The sequence below is a fragment of the Marinomonas rhizomae genome, from assembly GCF_024397855.1.
In the GTDB taxonomy this organism is placed as follows: Bacteria; Pseudomonadota; Gammaproteobacteria; order Pseudomonadales; family Marinomonadaceae; genus Marinomonas; species Marinomonas rhizomae_A.
Genome location: NZ_CP073343.1, coordinates 2,412,569 through 2,431,471 on the forward strand (window position 1 = coordinate 2,412,569; position 18,903 = coordinate 2,431,471).

At 43.9% G+C, this 18,903-nt stretch carries 17 protein-coding genes; 5 read left to right on the top strand and 12 right to left on the bottom strand.

The features are described 5' to 3' along the window. Genes KDW99_RS11415 through KDW99_RS11440 form a run of 6 tightly spaced genes read right to left on the bottom strand, consistent with a single transcriptional unit; the run spans position 1 to position 7,389 of the window. Positions 1-987, bottom strand: coding sequence for a 2-dehydro-3-deoxygalactonokinase (locus KDW99_RS11415; RefSeq protein WP_255824910.1), 987 nt, complete (start codon positions 985-987; stop codon positions 1-3). Further along, complete coding sequence (locus KDW99_RS11420) at positions 987-1,760, bottom strand: SDR family NAD(P)-dependent oxidoreductase (RefSeq protein ID WP_255824911.1); 774 nt, start codon at positions 1,758-1,760, stop codon at positions 987-989. The genes KDW99_RS11415 and KDW99_RS11420 overlap by 1 nt, the downstream gene beginning before the upstream one ends. Then, the gene (locus KDW99_RS11425) at positions 1,760-3,496 is read right to left on the bottom strand and encodes an IlvD/Edd family dehydratase (RefSeq protein ID WP_255824912.1); all 1,737 of its coding nucleotides are present in this window, start codon (positions 3,494-3,496) and stop codon (positions 1,760-1,762) included. The genes KDW99_RS11420 and KDW99_RS11425 overlap by 1 nt, the downstream gene beginning before the upstream one ends. Continuing rightward, a complete protein-coding gene (locus KDW99_RS11430; protein WP_255824913.1) occupies positions 3,497-5,656 on the bottom strand; it encodes an alpha-galactosidase in 2,160 nt (719 codons plus the stop codon). It abuts the gene before it with no gap. A gap of 6 nt (positions 5,657-5,662) precedes the next feature. After that, on the bottom strand, positions 5,663-6,514 hold the full coding sequence (locus KDW99_RS11435) for a carbohydrate ABC transporter permease (protein WP_255824914.1): 852 nt from the start codon (positions 6,512-6,514) through the stop codon (positions 5,663-5,665). Then, complete coding sequence (locus KDW99_RS11440; protein ID WP_255824915.1) at positions 6,514-7,389, bottom strand: carbohydrate ABC transporter permease; 876 nt, start codon at positions 7,387-7,389, stop codon at positions 6,514-6,516. The genes KDW99_RS11435 and KDW99_RS11440 overlap by 1 nt, the downstream gene beginning before the upstream one ends. 204 nt (positions 7,390-7,593) lie before the next feature. Here KDW99_RS11440 and KDW99_RS11445 point away from each other — a divergent pair, with 204 nt between their 5' ends. Continuing rightward, a complete protein-coding gene (locus KDW99_RS11445) occupies positions 7,594-8,376 on the top strand; it encodes an IclR family transcriptional regulator (RefSeq protein WP_255824916.1) in 783 nt (260 codons plus the stop codon). Positions 8,377-8,392: 16 nt separating this feature from the next. Continuing rightward, on the top strand, positions 8,393-9,496 hold the full coding sequence (locus KDW99_RS11450; RefSeq protein ID WP_255824917.1) for an ABC transporter ATP-binding protein: 1,104 nt from the start codon (positions 8,393-8,395) through the stop codon (positions 9,494-9,496). 89 nt (positions 9,497-9,585) lie between these two features. On the opposite strand, the gene KDW99_RS11455 is transcribed toward KDW99_RS11450, so the two are convergent. The 5 genes from KDW99_RS11455 to lysA all read right to left on the bottom strand — a co-directional run bounded on the left by KDW99_RS11455 (position 9,586) and on the right by lysA (position 15,732). Next, positions 9,586-10,506 carry a LysR family transcriptional regulator gene (locus KDW99_RS11455; RefSeq protein ID WP_255824918.1) on the bottom strand — a complete coding sequence of 307 codons (921 nt, stop codon included), beginning with the start codon at positions 10,504-10,506 and terminating at the stop codon, positions 9,586-9,588. A 51-nt stretch (positions 10,507-10,557) separates the two neighbouring features. Beyond that, positions 10,558-12,123, bottom strand: a complete 1,566-nt coding sequence (locus KDW99_RS11460) for an MFS transporter (protein ID WP_255829280.1) — start codon at positions 12,121-12,123, stop codon at positions 10,558-10,560. A gap of 3 nt (positions 12,124-12,126) precedes the next feature. Further along, on the bottom strand, positions 12,127-13,269 hold the full coding sequence (locus tag KDW99_RS11465) for an HlyD family secretion protein (protein ID WP_255824919.1): 1,143 nt from the start codon (positions 13,267-13,269) through the stop codon (positions 12,127-12,129). Between the two features lie 390 nt (positions 13,270-13,659). Continuing rightward, a complete protein-coding gene (locus KDW99_RS11470) occupies positions 13,660-14,370 on the bottom strand; it encodes a dienelactone hydrolase family protein (protein ID WP_255824920.1) in 711 nt (236 codons plus the stop codon). A gap of 114 nt (positions 14,371-14,484) precedes the next feature. Next, entirely contained in the window at positions 14,485-15,732 is a 1,248-nt protein-coding gene (gene lysA / locus KDW99_RS11475; RefSeq protein ID WP_255824921.1) for a diaminopimelate decarboxylase, read from the bottom strand. A 111-nt stretch (positions 15,733-15,843) separates the two neighbouring features. Between lysA and KDW99_RS11480 the strand changes: the two genes are divergently transcribed. From KDW99_RS11480 to KDW99_RS11490, 3 genes are all read left to right on the top strand, one after another. Beyond that, on the top strand, positions 15,844-16,770 hold the full coding sequence (locus KDW99_RS11480) for a LysR family transcriptional regulator (protein ID WP_255824922.1): 927 nt from the start codon (positions 15,844-15,846) through the stop codon (positions 16,768-16,770). 103 nt (positions 16,771-16,873) lie between these two features. Next, positions 16,874-17,275, top strand: coding sequence for a GFA family protein (locus KDW99_RS11485; protein ID WP_255824923.1), 402 nt, complete (start codon positions 16,874-16,876; stop codon positions 17,273-17,275). A gap of 292 nt (positions 17,276-17,567) precedes the next feature. Next, positions 17,568-18,215: a tRNA-uridine aminocarboxypropyltransferase gene (locus KDW99_RS11490; protein WP_370646786.1), complete on the top strand. Its 648-nt coding sequence runs from the start codon at positions 17,568-17,570 to the stop codon at positions 18,213-18,215. A gap of 58 nt (positions 18,216-18,273) precedes the next feature. Here KDW99_RS11490 and KDW99_RS11495 read toward each other — a convergent pair whose 3' ends face one another. Continuing rightward, positions 18,274-18,756 carry a DUF2947 family protein gene (locus tag KDW99_RS11495; RefSeq protein ID WP_255824925.1) on the bottom strand — a complete coding sequence of 161 codons (483 nt, stop codon included), beginning with the start codon at positions 18,754-18,756 and terminating at the stop codon, positions 18,274-18,276. Positions 18,757-18,903 lie beyond the last annotated feature (147 nt).

The window sequence follows — 18,903 nt, forward strand, 5'->3', positions numbered from 1 at the left end:
TTACGCTCCTGTTGTCGGATTATGTTCCGACCTAGCCTGACGATTCGCCAAGCGTTTTAAACCTCGAATACTGGCTTCATTAGCCGCTAAAAATTCAGAGGTGAGATTTATCAGGGACAAAGCCAAGGCATAACGTGCGCTTAGCCCATGACTGCCAATAATCAACACAGGGCTCGTTGGCATAGTCAATGCCGATAAAATATCGTTCACATCATGACCAACCACCACACCAGACAAATAATCCCGCACTTCGTCAGCGGCTAACTCGCCACACACAAAACGACTACGTGCACTAAACAAATGATGCAAAATACCGCCTGTTTGTTGGCTCGCCAAGACGCCTTTTTTAAAGGCCTCTTCATTTAGCTGATCGGATTTAGGTAAGCCTTTTACCAAACTGGATTCGTCATTCAAACGCGCAAACAGCTCCCCCGTAATAGACGTAGAAAAATGCGTTACTTTACCTTCGGTGATTTGTGCCCACTTACAATGCGTACCCGGCAAGCAAAACACGGGAGATTCATCGGTACGCCCTTGCTCTTCTAGCCAATCAAGCGCACCCAGTAATTGTGTTTCTTCTCCGCGCATTACATCAGTAAGCCCAGAAACACCTTCACCACGTAAACCTGGCACAATCGCCACCTTGTTTGGCAACGACGTGCTCAACCAAAAAAGATTGTCAGATAAATCGTCTAACTTGATAGGACAATACTGATAAGGCACTTCTTGCCAACCACCGCGACTACCGACCATACCCGCCATATAAATGGGTAAATCAGGCGTCAACCAATCGCCCAACAACTCAGACAAGACACTTTCGAATTCAGCCGAGCTGAGTTTTAACATGCCTCGATCACTGTCGCGTTGAGCTTGAATATGACCGTCCTGATTCATCAAAAAGGCGCGTAAATTGGTGGTTCCCCAATCAATAGCAATAAAGCTCGCTTGGCCACCAGCAGGTTGTGAAACAGGATTTAATGAGGTCATTACAAGCGCCCTCCGTCCACAACCAAGCTTTGCCCAGAAATCATACGACTGTCATCAGCGCTTAAAAACAGCACCAAATCCGCCACATCTTCTGGCTCAATTTTTTCTTTCAGGGCTTGCTGAGTCATTAATTCAGCTTCTGCTTCTGGCGTTAACCACAAACGTTTTTGTTTTTCCGTCATCACCCAACCGGGTAATACAGTATTAACACGAATTTTTTGTCCACCAAGCTCACGTGCCAAGCCTTTTGTTAAGCCTGAAATTCCCGCTTTTGCCGTTACATAACCCGGATAACCGGCAAGCCCCAACATCCATGAGTTGGAACTCATATTAATAATGCTTCCGCCACCCGCTGCGGCCATCGCGGGTGCGACGGTTTGAGCGGCAAAGAAATGATGTTTTAAATTGACCGACATGCATTGATCAAACGCCTCTGACGTCATATCTTGTAACGTATGGCGATGATCGTTGGCCGCGTTATTCACCAGAATACGAATCGCGCCCCATTCGGCCATGCGCTCAGTAATAACTTTTTGAAGCATGTCTATTTCGGTTAAATCAACTAAATTAAAGTGCGCTTTCAAGCCTTGCTCGTTTAACGCCTTTGCAAGTGCATCTCCGGCCGCTTGATCGATATCGAAAAAACTAACCAAACAACCTTGCTGAGCCAAGGCTCGTACCAAGGCTTCACCAATTCCAGATGCACCACCACTCACCAGAGCATGACGTCCATTTAAACTAGAAAAGACAGTTTTATTTTTATTATTTGTCATTAATGAGACTCCCTACTCACTTTTGATCCACTGTTACCAACAAGGAAATCCAAGTCAGCCCCTTGATCTGCTTGCATTACATGATCAATATATAACTTGGCATAACCACGATGATAATCACTTTCTTCTGGCTGCCATGCGGCTTTACGAGTTGCCATTTCTTCATCAGAAATATGCAAATGCAAACCACGCCCTTCTACATCAAGGGCGATTTCATCACCATTTTGCACTAAGGCTAACGGCCCTCCGACTGTCGATTCTGGCGCCACATGCAATACAACCGTACCAAATGCCGTACCGCTCATGCGTGCATCACTAATGCGAACCATGTCGGTAATGCCTTGCTCTAATAACTTACTTGGCAACGCCATGTTGCCGACTTCTGGCATGCCTGGATAACCTTTTGGACCGCAGCCTTTCAGTACCAAAATAGAGTCTTTGTCTACTTCAAGTTCCGGCGTATCAATACGAGCTTTGTAGTCTTCAATGTTTTCAAACACCACAGCTTTACCTGTGTGTTGCAGCAACGCCGGTGTGGCCGCGCTTGGTTTAATAATCGCACCTAGTGGCGACAAATTACCGCGTAACACAGCAATGCCCGCTTTCGCACGCAAAGGTTTATCAATAGGACGTATAACCTCTTCATTGAAACACTCAGCGCCTTCGGTAATCTCACCCAAGCTTGCACCACAAACCGTATTGGCAGTCATATCAAAGAGATGACTCAAACGCTGAATTAACGCTGGGAAACCGCCCGCGTAATGGAAGTCTTCCATCAAGAATCGACCGGAAGGCATCAAGTCGACAAGACAAGGAATTTCCGCACCAATGCGGTCCCAATCCTCTAGGGTTAAATCCACACCCACTCGACCCGCAATTGCCAATAAATGCACGACCGCATTGGTTGATCCACCAATGGCGGCATTGGCACGAATGGCATTTTCAAAAGCTGTCTTGGTCAAAATATCAGACGGTTTTAGATCTTCTTTCACCATCTCAACAATACGAGCGCCCGTCATATGAGCCAACGCCTGACGTCGAGCATCGACCGCTGGCAAGGTGCCGTTTTCTGGTAAAGACATACCCAAAGCTTCCACCAAACAAGACATGGTCGATGCTGTGCCCATGGTCATACAAGTTCCACGGGAACGAGACATACCAGACTCTGCACGCATAAAAGCATCAAGGCTCATTTTACCGCCGCGTACCGCTTCACTAAATTTCCAAACGTCTGTACCTGAACCTATATCTTTACCACGATATTTACCGTTTAGCATTGGACCAGATGACACAACAATCGTCGGTAAATCCACCGAACACGCGCCCATCAATTGGGCTGGCGTGGTTTTGTCACAACCGCCCAATAACACAACACCGTCCATTCCGTAAGCACGCATGGATTCTTCTACATCCATGCTCATCAAATTACGGAACAACATCGCGGTCGGCTTCATTTGGGTCTCACCCAACGACATAACAGGAAACTCTAGCGGCACGCCGCCCGCTTCCCATACACCACGCTTCACGTATTCAGCTAATTCACGAAGATGCGAATTACAAGGCGTTAATTCGCTCCATGAGTTACAAATACCAATAATTGGACGACCATCAAAACTGTGATCTGGCAAACCTTGGTTTTTCATCCAGCTACGGTGAATAAAACCGTCTTTGTCTAATTTGCCGTACCATTGTTGACTACGTAATGGTTTTTTATCTTTGTTATTGTTGTCACTCATTCAATATTTCTCCGTTTCAGGTACGGCTTTAATTGCTATCAACACTAGAGATTCAGGGTCAAAAATAGGCAATGTCAGCCCAATTTGACTCAAGCTCGCACCGTTTAATATAAGGTCTTTTTTCCACCACACAGGTAAGGCTTTCATAAGATGTCCAGGCAGTGGGCTGTGTTCCAGAACGTTTATTTGATAGAGCTGATCTGGCAATAAGTTTGGTAAACGAATCGGCAAGGTTTGAGCTTGCTTGGGCATTGCTAATTGACTGTAAATCGCCAACCCTTGCATTTGGTCTTGGCTCAATGCCCATTGGGTTTGCGCTCGTCCATCGGCACTTGGCAAGCGCCAGTTATTACCTTCATGCAAAACGCTTCGATACTGTTTGTAATGAGAAAGCCAATTAGCAATGGTGGCTTTCTGCTCTGCATTGGCGTCCAACAAGTTCCATTCAATACCTAAATGCCCAAGCATGGCGGTTCCCGCGCGGAACGCCACATCATGAATACGGCTCGTGGTATGGCTTTTATCTGGGCCAATGTGAGAACCCATCACTTCAGGCGGCAAGAAATAGCTAAAACCACACTGAATAGCTTGTCGCTCTAAAGCATCGTTACAATCAGATGCCCAAAAACGCTTAGTAAAATTCAAGATACCGAAGTCCACGCGCGCACCGCCAGAAGAACAGCTTTCGATCTCCATAGCTGGAAATACTTGATTGAGCTCGCTCAATAATCGGTACAAAGCGTCTACTTGGGCGTGGGCTTGTGGCGCAATATCACCACTTGGCTGAGTGTAATCTCGGTTCATATCCCATTTCACATAATCAATAGGATATTCGGTAAACAGAGCAAACAAACGCTCGCGGATGTATTGGTAAGCTTCTGGCTTAGCCAAGTTCAACACTAACTGATTGCGCGCCAAAGCAGGCTCGTACTGGGGTAATTGCAATGCCCAATCAGGGTGAGCGCGAAATAAATCAGAATCTGGGTTGACCATTTCAGGCTCAAACCACAAACCAAACTCCATGCCTAAATCGTCTTTCACATAACGGATTAATGGCATTAAACCATCAGGGTATTTGCTTTCATCAACGAACCAGTCACCCAGCGCGGCTTTATCATTATCACGACCCCGAAACCAACCATCATCGAGGATATAACGTTCAACGCCCACATCGGCGGCGGCTTTCGCCAGCGCCTTGAGTTTGGTCATATCATGATCAAAATAAAACGCCTCCCATGTATTGAGATGCACAGGACGCGGCTTGGTTAATCTCAAGCGGTGACGCGCTTCTTGGTGAAATTGTTGGCTCATGGCGTTCAAACCAGAAACACTGTGTGCAGCTAAAAATTCTGGTGTTGTGATGGATTCATTAGCAGCCAAGATGATTTCACCCGGCAAATACAAGACTTCAGCTTGTAAATAACGGTGACCTTCCGCTGTGTAATCGGCTTTTAATCTGTGATTACCGCTCCACGCCAAATGCGCACCGACCAGCTCACCTTGCTGCTCACCAAAACCCTGTTCGCCAACAATCACTGCAGGAAAGTTCGCCTGAGAATTGCGACCATTGCGATTTTCTTGCAACCAAGTCGCTTGCCAATCACTGCGCTCTTGCTGAAACTCTTGACACCAGCGACCATAAAATCCCATTCGTTCAGTAAACTGTGTAACAACGGGCAAGGTGCAAGCCAGACGCTGCACCAGCACATCCGCTTGACCTTGGTTAGTCAGAGTCAACTGTTGACGTAACACACCTGATGGCAACAAACCCATCGCTAATGAAACTGATAATTGAGCCACTTGGTCTTCCAAACGAATCACAAAACCGCTTTCTAGTTCTTTCACATCAACCAAGCTCCAGCATGCCGCCCACGTGGGGCGATCTTGCGCACTGGCTTCCACCGCTGGCGTTTGTAGCCAGCCGCGCCCGGCTTCCGGAATGAGCGACATTGGTGTTGGCTTATCCATCATGCCTTGCGGTATCGCCGCTTGCTGCGACAAATATACACTGGCTAAATCTGTCGCTTCGGGCAAAGCATCGCCAAAATACAACAATTCTGGAGCACCTTGCGCTGGACAAGCCAGCACCAAGGTTTTACCTTGCTGTTGATTTCCTGATACGTCTTGGCGATAAAAGGACACTTTCTTCATTTCTGACATAATCCATTACCCTTTTGTTGCGCCCAAAGTTAAGCCTGCAATAAAGTGCTTCTGCATAGCGAAAAACAAAATGACAGGAGGTAATGCGGCAATGACGGAACCTGCAGCAATTAACTGCCAAGATGCCATCCACTGACCTTTCAATGCACTAATACCAGCCGTAATCGGACGCACTTCATCGCTTTGTACCAACACCAGAGCCCAGAAATAGTCATTCCAAATAAAGGTAAAAACCAGCACGGACAAAGCAGCTAAAGCAGGACGAACCAAAGGCAAGACAACATGCCAGAAGATTTGCCACTCACTCACCCCTTCTACACGTGCTGCCTCAATCAATTCATCAGGCAAACCGACAATAAAGTTACGCATAAACAGGGTACAAAAACCGGTTTGGAAAGCGATATGGAAAAGGATCAACCCCGATGCTGTATCATACAATCCCATGCTGATAGTTAAATCGCGCACTGGAATCATGAGGATTTGAAAGGGCACGAAGTTACCTGCAATAAACGCCGCAAAAAGCGCCACATTGCCACGAAACTTGTATTTTGCTAAGGCATAACCCGCCAGCGTAGACAGGGCAACAGCACCAAACACCGCAGGCAAGGTAATAACAAGGGAATTGATTAGATAGCGCAGCATGGGCGTTTGAGTAAACACCATGGTGTAGTTTTCAAAAAGCATCCACTCACTTGGAATGCCCCAATAGTTACCGCTATTAATATCAGCCATGGAGCGAGCCGATGTCATCATAACGGCGATTAGAGGCAACAGCCAAAGCAACAAAGCAATCCAAACCGCAACGCGATAGCTTAAATTAAAAGGTAACGATCTTTTTTCTATAGGAGTTGGAAACATTAGGCTTTCTCACTCTTCAGCATACGCCACAAGAAGTAGGCGATATAAATATCCATAATCAAGAACAACACAGTCGCAATCGCTGCACCGTAACCAGCACGATAGTTAAAGATGGATTGTTCATACATGAAGTAAGCTAGAACACTAGAAGACCCAAATGGCCCGCCACTGGTCATGGTGGCAATAAGGTCGAAACTGCGTAATGCACCGATCACTGTCACCACAACCGCAATGAATGTAGCAGGACGTAGTTGAGGTAAAATGACATGACGCAACATTTTCCAGCCGTGAGCACCATCTAAACGCGCCGCCTCTATTTGATCTGGATTAAGATTATTTAAGCCTGTGAGGTACAAGATCATGCAGTAAGCAATTTGCGGCCAAAGTCCAGCAACGATAATACCGAAAGTCACCCAGTTCTCATCAGATAAGATAGCAACGGGCTCTATGCCAAATAAGCCAATCGCCTTATTAAACAGACCGAATGAAGGGTCGTAAAACCAAGAGAAGACTAAACCGACAACCACCTGAGAAATAACAAAAGGAAAGAAAAACATAGACTTAACTAAACGTATGCCCATGATTTTTTGATTAAGAAATAACGCAATCCCCAAACCGATTGGCGGGGCTAGCATGAAAAAAACCATCCAATATAGGTTGTTTTTTAACGCCACCCAGAACTGATAATCATCAAACAGTTCTAAATAATTACTAAAGCCTACGAAGGTCTTTTCACCAATTCCATCCCATTCATAAAAACTCAACCAGATACTCTGCAGAATAGGAAAGATAACGTAGACCACAAACAAAATGACTGCTGGCGCTAAGAATAAAACCGGCATCCATTGCTGTTGCTTGCTATGCAACTTTTGCATGGCGCACATACCTCTTATTTTTATTAGTTTATAAATTGTCCCACTTGCTACCCGTTTTCAATCAACGAATAACTTGCCTAACAAAATAATGGAATAAAGTTCCATTTTTTGCAATACTGAATTTAGAACATTTTTTCAGGTCTCTTTTTTGAGACCAAATTGACCTTAAAAAATTATAAAAACAGAGATTAAGGAAACCTAACCATGTCGGAACAAGACACTAAGAGCGGAGGCTCATCGTTAGATAAAGCGCTTAGCTTACTGCAGGAAGTCTGCATGACACCTGTACCACTTCGCTTTGCCGAACTGGTTGAAAAAACTGATTTACCAAAAGCCACCGCGCATCGCACCTTAACGTCATTAACTGACAAAGGCTTAATTCGCTTTGACGAAGTAACCCAGCTTTATCATCCTGGTTATGGATTACTAGAATTAGCACACCAAGCGTGGTCAAAAATTGATGTGCGCGATATCGCTGCGGACCAGATGAAACACATTTGGGATGAAACGGGCGAGACCATTCACCTTGCGGTTTTAGACCGTGGCGACGTCATTTATATAGACAAACTGGAAAGCCAGAAAAGCTTGCGTTTATTTTCAGCCGTCGGCAAAAAAGGCCCAGCCTATTGCACCGGTGTAGGTAAAGCCATGATGGCCTTTCTCAGTGAAGATCAATTGGCTGCCGCCATCAAAGAACAAAGCTTTATTAAGCACACAGATTCCACGTTAATTAACGAAGACATGTTAAGAGAAGATCTTCGCAAGATTCGTGAAAGTAAAATTTCCTTGGATTTAGAAGAGCATGAAGAAGGCATTCAATGTGCCGCTTCGGTGATTTTAAACCATAGAAACGAACCCATTGCCGCGCTCAGTATTACCGCACCCAAATTTCGTGTAGACGATGCGCGTTTCCAACACTTTCAAACATTGGTCAAAGACGCCTGTAAGAAAGTATCCACCCGAATGGGGGCTATGGCCTCTAACTAGCATAGGAAAGTCCATTATGGCGACGATAAAACTAACAAACGTCATCAAACGGTTTCACGACATTGAAACTATTCATGGCGTCAATTTAGATCTAGAAGACGGTGAATTTGTGGTCTTTGTAGGTCCATCTGGTTGTGGTAAGTCCACACTATTGCGCTTAATCGCGGGACTAGAAGACATTACCGATGGCAAACTAGAGATCAACGGCACCAATATGAATAACGTGGCGCCAGCCGACCGCGGTGTTGCCATGGTATTCCAATCCTATGCCTTATATCCGCACATGACAGTAGAAGAAAACATGAGCTTTGGCTTACGTATGAATGGCGTAGCACCCGAAAAAATCAAAGCGCAAGTCAGTAATGCCGCCAACATTCTGCAACTCAACGAACTACTGGATCGCAAACCTAAACAACTTTCCGGTGGTCAACGCCAGCGTGTGGCTATTGGTCGTGCCATTGTTCGTCAACCAGAAGTATTCCTATTTGATGAGCCACTTTCTAATCTAGACGCAGAACTACGTGTCGACATGCGCATTCAGATTGCCCAATTACACAATCGTCTTCAAGCGACCATGATTTATGTAACACACGATCAGGTCGAAGCCATGACATTGGCGGATAAAATCGTCGTGTTGCGCGCAGGCAACGTAGAGCAAGTTGGCTCACCGCTTGAACTTTACCACAACCCTGCCAATGAATTTGTCGCCGGTTTTATCGGTTCGCCAAGAATGAACTTCCTCGAAGGCAAAGTGGTGAGCATTGACAATAAAGATGTCGCAGTCATTGATCTAGCAGGTCAGAAAATAGAGCTTGAAGTCGATGGCACCAAGATTTCTGTCAACGAAACCGTCAAGCTTGGCATCCGCCCAGAACATGTCAAAGAAAACACCCAAGACGCCGATATTACTATTAGTCTAGACATTGATGTGGCAGAACATCTTGGCGGCTTAACCTATCTTTACGGCCAATTTGAAGGCAGCAAACTTACCATTGAAGTGAGCGGCTCTAACCTTACCCGCAATGGCGAGAAAGTCACCGTAGGTATCAAAAAAGAAGACTGTTATTTATTTAACCGTGATGGTGACGCACTGGTTGATCGCCCTGTACCAGCTAGATAGCGTCTGTATTACAGACAAAAAAATAGCCCATGCAAGGGCTATTTTTTTGTCCAAATTAAAAGCAAAGAAAAAAGGCTCAGCAATAAAAATCAATGAAAACGACTGACTTTTACGACCTCTGAAAAGTAGTGCATCAAGCTGTCTAAAAATACTCTAACCGCAGGTGTCATGCTCTTTCTGCTGGAATACACGGCCTGAACAATACTTACCTTTGTCGTCCAGTCAGGTAGAACGCGCACTAAATCCCCCGATTCTAAATCCTCACTCGCCACGATCTCCGGAACCAAGCCAACCCCAACGCCCTGTAAAGCAGAACTAAGTAACAAGCCTCGATTCAGACACACCAGCCTTGGGTGATGCTGAACCAAACAGATAGAGCTATCTGGGCCAAGTAAATCCCACTGATGTAAAGACTCCTGCTTACCAAAAGTCTCTGTCAATGTCGGCATTTTAGACAGCTGACTTGGATGATTAGGCATGCCAAATTCATTAATAAACTGAGGGCTGGCCACCAAAATCATCTTACTTGTGGCCAGTTTTTTAGCGACAACACCGGCTTCGTTTACAATTGCGCCGCGTGTTCGTAAGGCAATATCAATCCGCTCCTCTAGTACCTGAACATCCCTATCTGTTGCATCCAGATAAACAGATACCTTGGGATACTTTTTCATGAATTCAGGCAGGAAAACAGAAAAGTGATGCTGTGCCAATAGCACAGGGCAACTCACTCGAACCACACCCGAAGGCACTGACTGTAATAATGCAACAGACTCGTAAGCAGATTGCCCTTCCGCCACCATATTTGCAGCGCCTTCGTACAACTGCAGCCCTGCATCGGTTAAGGTGAATTTTCGGCTATTACGCTGAATCAATTGGATTCCCAGCTTGTCTTCTAGCTGAGCAACTCGGCGACTCAATAAAGACTTTGTGATCCCTGACACACGCTCGGCAGCGGTGAAACCACCATTTTCGGCGGTCAGGTAAAAATAGTAGATATCGTTAAAATCCATCAATCGCTTTATTACCCTGCAAAAAAGACCAAAAAATGACATTATAAAACGCTAGTTTAGGCGTTTTTGACAACCCATAACAATCACACCAATAATCCCGACCGCAAACAACAAAGAGAAATAATCAATTCCCGCCAATATAACGGCATTACGATGCACTTGATCCGCAATCCACGCAAAACCTGCCTTATTTGCCATATCGGAACTCATGTGAGTGCCATACACACTGGTAATCTGACTCAGCACTTTTACAAATATAGGATCGTTCGTTGCAACATGCTGATTTAGCACCCCATAATGCACTGTCGTACGCCACTGCAGCCCAATGCTAGCTAAAGATATCCCTAACGCCACACTCATTTGTGACACCATGTTTTTCACTTGCTGGGCGTGAGAAAAGACCGTTTCATCATGCTGCAGTTCGGTAAACGCTTTCGCAGCCACCGTACCTTGTACGCACACCGTAAAAAACACAAAAAGAAATAACGCTGGCACTATATAGGTTTGTAAATTTGTCGTAGGCGTTAATCTCATCATAAAGAAACCGTATGCCATCAAGCACAAAAAACCCGTCACATAGAATTTTTTTCCGTGTGGCTTTTTCGGCATAATAAGCATACTAACGAACAGGCCAACCACACCCCCTACTTGTCCAAAAGCATACCAGTTACCAATCGTGCTCCAGCCATAACCAAGGCCTTTCTGCAAAATCTGCGGTATCAAATAACTGTTTGATCCCATGATCAAATAACAGACAAAAAATACAGTCACGCCATTACGATACAACTTGCTGCTAAACAGAGACCTCATCGAGAGTAAAGGCCGGTTTTCATGGTGACGAACCATGCTACGTAAAAAATAGTAAAGACTACTTAGACCTAATAATAAGAATACGCAAACCAAAACCGTGTTACTGAAAAAAGCATAGTTACCATACTGAAAACCATACAAGATTAAAAAAGAACCCGCCGCCAAAGCCATTAATATATAGGGATGACTTTGGCTACGCACTTCCTCTTTAGCAGGTATACCCGGCAAACAAAATGAAGCCGTAATCGCACTCAACAAACTCACAACCATTAATATAACAAACAGATAGTGCCAAGAAGCGGTCATGAACAAATGTGCCGCTAAAAAAGGCGCAAGCGCCGATCCTATTGTCAGCCCATAAGCGTACGATTTGATGCCCGTTAAACGAATCAGTCCTGGGGGAAATAAGTTAATAATGACGCGAGCACCTGTCATAAATGCGGCTCCGCCAAACCCCATGATGACATAGCCGGTCAAAAAACCATCAAAACTGCGGCAATTAAACCCAACAACACAGCCGATAAAGAAGATAAATAAAGACGCAAGTATGTAGTACTTCCAGCCCATTCGTTCAACCAACCAACGCTGTTTAGAAATAGTCACCACAGCAACACAAGCATACGCAGCCGTTGCCAAACTGTACTCTTGTGGAGAAACACCAAGCTCCCCCATCAAAGGCGCGGCTGCAAATACAATCATGCCGGTCTGCAAAAAGTTCAGCAACATGAGAAAAAAAATGGTCGCCAGCATCAACCATTCATGGGAAGGCGCGGGAACATATTTGTGACGACTAATTCGACTTATCATCACTTACATACTTTCTTTAATGATCTTTTGGATAATCACATTGACACCATCGTCATTATGATCAAAAACATTCGTCCTCCAAGGGGGTTGGCTTTCTGCAAGAGAGGTCAATACTGGCGCACCAGCATTAGAGGTGTCGACACTAACGCTCATAGACAAACCTGGACGCAAAGGATGTTCTTCCAACTCTGTTGGGTTCAACAAAATACGTACTGGCACCCGTTGAACCGTTTTAATCCAGTTGCCTGTGGCATTGGAAGCAGGTAGTAAAGAAAACGCACTGCCCGTTCCAGGCTCAATACCTTTGACCTTGCCATGATAAGTAACACTCGAACCATAGACGTCTGAAATCAAGCTCACTTGCTGCCCAGCTCGAATATCGCCAAGCTGTGTTTCTTTAAAGTTGGCCGTCACCCAAACACCTTTTAATGGAATAACAGACATCAAAGTGCTACCTGCTGAGACATGCTGCCCAACTTGAACGCTACGCTGGGCGATATAACCACTTGCAGGAGAAAGAATCGTGGTGCGATTTAGTGTCAGCCAGGCCGCCTTCAAAGCAGACTGCGCTTTCAATACATCCGGATGAGTCAAGACCGTGGTGTTGTCCACCTTGGTTTTATTGGTATCGTACGATTTTAGTGCCAGATTATAAGAGGCTTGAGCGCTGGTTAATGTGCTTTCATAGTGACTTAGGTCTTCATTTGAAATAAGGTTATTTTTCTTCAAATTCACTCGACGCTTATAGTCTGCCTCTGCTTTATCTAATGAAACTTTAGCCAAATCCACATTGGCTTTTTGCTCTTCCAGTGACGCAAAACTGTTGCGCACGGATCGAATAGTGCTCGCAAAACTCGCCTCCGCTTCCTGCAAAGCTAACTGAGCATCCACAGGGTTTATTTTTACCAAGATGTCCGATTCACCAACCAAGCTAGTATTGTCGACCATAATATCTGTCACAGTTCCAGACACCTGAGACATCACATTAACAATGTTGCCGGATACATAAGCGTCTTCTGTTGTTTCGTTGAATTGTCCTATTTTTAACCACCAAATGTAAAAACAGACAAAAACAACAATGACGCCTAGTGCCAACAGAATAATGGTTTTTTTCTTCTTCAGGGAATGCTTATCTATCTCTGTCATCACTTACCTATACTCTCAAAAAACAATCTGATTGGGATTTTAATCGGGCAAGAATAAGACGATAGAATAACAAGAACAATATCAAAAAATGGGACTTATCATCCTATATACAGGACAAAGAATGAGATATGAATTTTCCTTATTATTTACCTAGAAATTGTGCAAACATCGACATATTGACGAATACATCCTATTGCAAATTAGAAAAAACACACAGTTTCTAAAGATATTTATTGCTGTACTGATCAATTTAAAACGCTAAAAAAAATAAGGGGGCTATATCACGAATAGTATTTCTGGCGGGTGAACGCTGATGATGACTCCATCACAATAAGATAGTACAAAGAATGAACGGAAGCCTATTTACAACCGTTCATTCAAATACCTTTTTTAAATGAATTCCTCTAAAAAATTCGCTAAATAGCCATATGCTCGCTTGGCTACAAGTGGATTGTATTGGCTGTTATGCTCTGGATTATTGGCCGTTGGCAGCATAAAAGAGTGGACAGCATGGCTAAAATCAACAAACTGAAAATCTATCCCTAAACCTGTCCAATAACGCTTAGCATCTTGAGCATCTTCTTCCGTTACCATAGCGTCCTGATGACCATTTAATACCAAGATTTTTGTCTTGGTGTTGGCCTTCTCTTCCGATTGAGCACGGAAAAAACTCATCAGGCCATGAAAACTCACAGCACCGGCACTATCAGCAAGATGCAAACCTGCTTCTAAAGCCAAACGACCACCTAAACAAAAACCAACATGAACAATGGTTTTACCGTGAATAACATCACAAGCCGATTGTGTCAGCTCGTTCTGCAAATCATGTAAAGGGTCTGATTCAGCAAGCAGAGCACCCATCTTGGCCATTTTCGCATCTAATTCGACTGGATTTTGGTCAATACCATACAAATCAAGCGCCGTTGCTGAAAAACCCAATGAAGCAATATGGTCTGCAATGCTTTTTTCAAAATCTGTCAATCCAGAAAAAGTTGGCCAAATAACCACCTGAATATGACTTTTTTCCGAGCTCAAACCATCAACTTGGTAATGCATGCGTTTGACCTTGTCTTTAAATATCGACTCAAATGTTTGGCTCACTGGCAACCCCTTAAAGAATTATTAGTAACGTTCATTCAGTGTAACCAGCAAAATAGAATAAAATCAATCTACGGCCCGACAGATTCCTAGTTGATTCAACCTTTCGCACCTTCCTTATAGTACCTCCAACGCCAAGAGATCGCTTATTTGTTGTCTTTTCCTGATAAGACGATAATGTCCATCATCCATCAAAATCTCGGGAGCAAGCGGTCGACTGTTATAATTTGAAGACATAGAAGCACCGTATCCACCAGCGTCATTAAACACCAATAAATCACCGACTCTTGGGTTATCCAGTGTTTGATGGCAAATCACGCCATTAGCGTCTTGCGTGAACACATCACCGGACTCACACAAAGGGCCAGCCACAGCATAGTTAAGGGGGGCTGCCATTGACCTTACTGGCTTATAATTAACGTCTTGATGAATCACCTCAATTTTGTGGTAGCTTCCATACATACTGGGTCGCAACAAATCATTAAAGCCAGCATCAACCAAGACAAAATGATGCTGCTGCGTTGATTTCAAACAGTGAATTTCCGATAGCAACACACCCGCGTTTGCGACTAAAAAGCGCCCTGGTTCTACTTCAAGCTTAATGGCATGCCCTAAATGATTTTCAATATCCCTGCGTGCCTCATCCCATAAACGAAAGAATATACTGGTATCTAGCTTTTCATCGTTAATCAAATAAGGCGCAGGCAATCCACCGCCAGTAGAAATAGCTCGAATGTCCACATTGGCGAATTTAACAATCTCAACCATAGCGTTACAGGCTTGCGATAAATGCTCCAAATCTGATCCAGAGCCTATGTGCATGTGAATACCAATTAGATCCAAACCATATTGTTGAATCAAAGTAATGGCCTGCGGCAGATCATCTAAAGTAATGCCATGCTTACTATTGGCTCCACCTGTATTGGTTTTTTCACTATGACCATGACCAAATCCTGGATTCACTCGAATCCAAATTGGATGCCTCGGCGCCTTTTCTGCAATTCGATGCAACATATCTATAGAGCCAATATTGACAGGGATATGATGCTGAACAACCAATTCAACCGTTTCTCGATCAATGATATCGGCGGTGAAAACAATGCTTTCTGACTGCTCTATATTGCTGTAACCCGCCGCCAAACTGCGTTCGATTTCTCCCGCAGAAACAGCGTCAACCATGACACCTTCCTCACGCATCAATCGTAGAATGTGTGTATTCGAGCAGGCTTTTTGTGCAAAACGAATAACGTCAAAGTCGCGTAGCTGTCTAATCTGATGCCGAATAGTGGCCGCATCATAAACCCATGCAGGCGTACCAAACTGCTGCGCTACCTCTCTTAATGTATTGGAATTAAAAATACTCATTTAGCTATACTCCTAGCGATTATTCTAATCATGTGAAAGAAATCATAGCGCTAAGGAAAAAATACAAATAATATCTATTTATTCGAATTCTATTCATTTTTGATATGGCTTATGAAACTGACATTCCGACAGGTAGAAATATTTAATGCCCTAATGACCGCAGAGAGCGTGACCAGCGCCGCGGACATGCTGCACACATCACAGCCGACAATTAGCCGTGAATTGGCAAGACTTGAACAAGTACTAGGGTTTAGCTTATTTGAACGCATACGCGGCCGACTCAAGCCCAGCAACGCTGCCTTCACATTGTTTGAAGAAGTAAAACGCTCATACATTGGCTTAGAACGAATTTGGTCAACCGTTGAGGATTTACGTACCGATCAAGTAGGCAGACTATCATTGCTAACATTACCGGCTTTTTCACAGTCGTTGCTCCCAGGAGCCTGCCTTAAATTTTTAGGCTCTCGACAAAACGTTGGTATATCAATTTCTGTACAAGAGTCACCATTTTTAGAGCAAAGCTTAACTTACCAACAATATGACCTTGGTCTGACAGAAAACAATAACACGCCATCTGGAACAACACTCAGGCCATTACTAAGCATTGATGAAGTCTGCATATTGCCAAGCGGCCATCCGTTATTAGCAAAAGACACTATTGATATACGCGACTTTGAAGGTCAGCCTTTTGTGAACTTATCACCTACCGATCCCTATCGAATAAAGCTAGACGAAGAACTGTATCGGCTTGGGATTAATCGTAAAAACCACATAGAAACGCCAACCGCTGCGTCAGTCTGCCAGTTGGTTAGCAAGGGCGCAGGTATTGCCATCATCAACCCGTTAACCGCTTTAGACTTTATTGGACATGGCTTACATATTCGCCCTTTAAGTGTTTCATACCCCTTTACCATCAATATACTTTTGCCTTTACATCGTCCTTTTAACCCTTTTTTAGATGACTTCCTTGCCGCACTAGAGGAGGAAGCGCAAGAAATAAAAACGAAAATTAAACAGTACTCAGCTGCTGCCAAGTAAGCTCGCCTCTTAAGTCAGAAAAGTTGTTTGCCTACGACAAAAGGATTAACCTGAAATAACTGTAAATTAACGGACGACATTGACTAAGATTGAGGAGAAGGACATGTTATTTGGGAGTTGTTTATGCAATGGTGTTCAATACGAAATTAAAGACGACCTCGGAGACATCATGCAGTGTCATTGCCAAAAATGTCGCAAGGCTAACGGCTCGGCGTTTGCCGCTAATGCGGCCATTCCGACAACCGCTTTTTCTCTACTAAAAGGTGAAGAGCTACTGGCAGAGTACGAATCAACTCCGGGTGTTTTTCGTGTATTTTGCAAGCAATGCGCCTCGCCACTTTATAGCAGACGCCCAAGCATGCCTGAACTGCTTCGACTTCGTATCGGCACACTCGACACTAAAATTGAAGGAAAGCCGTCTTCACATATATTTGTCGGATCCAAAGCGGAATGGCATGACATCTGCGACGAGATTCCACAATATGAAGAACGCCCTACAGTGTAAAGGAAATTAAAAAAAGGCCCATCCTTTTGATGGGCTTGAATAGAAACTATGTCGACATTTAATACGACTGACAATCTTATTTATATCATTACCACATAACTCAAGCTGGCAAATAGTAACCCCATCAAAATTCAAAAAGTTATCCCCCCCATTACAAAAACCTTTTCACTTCTAGACATTTAAAACAAAAAGTCGATAATTGCGCGATTATAAATAGAGCACAAATATAATGAAGGCGATACCGAACAGACATTGTGTCGATATATTACGAGAGCAATGCAAAACAAACTCAATGAGGCCCTTCATAGCAAGGGGATCTAATGCTGTTCGATGCGCAAGTTGCCTAATGGCTGAATTCGCCTGCTTTTGCCATCTAAGAAAGAATATTGCCTCGCCAATCGAGTTTATTCTGCTTTTTCATCGCGATGAAATTCATAAACCAACCAATAGCGGCCGACTCATCGCTGACTTATTCCCAAACGACACCCAAGCCTACCTATGGAGCAGAACCGAACCACATAAATCCTTACTGGATCATATAAATAGCAGACAAGGAAACTGCACGATATTGTTCCCAAACACAGAAACCGCACAAGCCAAGAATAGACAACTAAGAATGGCCGCCCCACCAAGCGATAAAGGCAATGAAAAACACACCTTTATTATCTTAGATGGGACATGGAAACAGGCAAGTAAAATGTTTCACCAAAGTGAGTGGCTTAAAGATATCCCTCACTTTGAAATTAACAGTGAAGCCCAGCGCTCTTTTCTTGTTAGACATTCAAGCCATCAAATGCAGTTCGCCACTGCTGAAGTGACCGCCATGCTACTAGAGACGCTTGGTTACCCCGAACAAAGCCAAGAGTTGCTAAGCTATTACCAAGCGTTCAACAAACATTGCTTGATAAGCCGAAAGCGCGGTAACAACGACACCTTGTGAAAGAAAGTTACAAAAATAGAAAGCTAACTAAAACAACGAAATACCATTACTTCGTCTATTAAGACTCTCTAAACAACAAATTCACCCAACCGTTGGAATGAAACTGCGCCGCTTGTTTTTTCTTCTTTCCCACTAGAACAGGTCCATTATCTAAAAACAAAAACGCTTTCCAAGTGCGCTTAAACACACCCCAGCTAAGTTCAAAAACCAGCTCATTATGGCAGCAGAAAAACACCGTCGTATCTTCTCCCCAAGCAGAAAAATGCGCTAACACATCATCTGGCAATGATGGCTGTTCGCTATCCCATGCTTTTTCCCATTGTAGCTTACCGTCAGGGGCTTGAGCGCTGATTTTCTTCAACCAATCACGATCAGTAAAGTGATCTGGGTGTATTTGCTCATCACTAATATAGTCTCGCCAAATTTGACTGGCACGCAACTCACTCAACAAGCGAATGTCTTGTAGATCTTCCGTTTCGACTTTTGGATCATTACGTTTAAAAATCCAACTCTTTGAAAACTGTTCTAACGATTGGTACAAGGAGATTTCCTTAAATGTGTTCTGGTTTAGTAGACTTTAGTATGATGAAAAAAACTAACCTAACAAGTGAAAAAGGATCGTTTGTTCAATCGGTCAAGCTTAACTAGTATTAGCATTGTTGTAATAAAACAACATTTCTTAATTAGC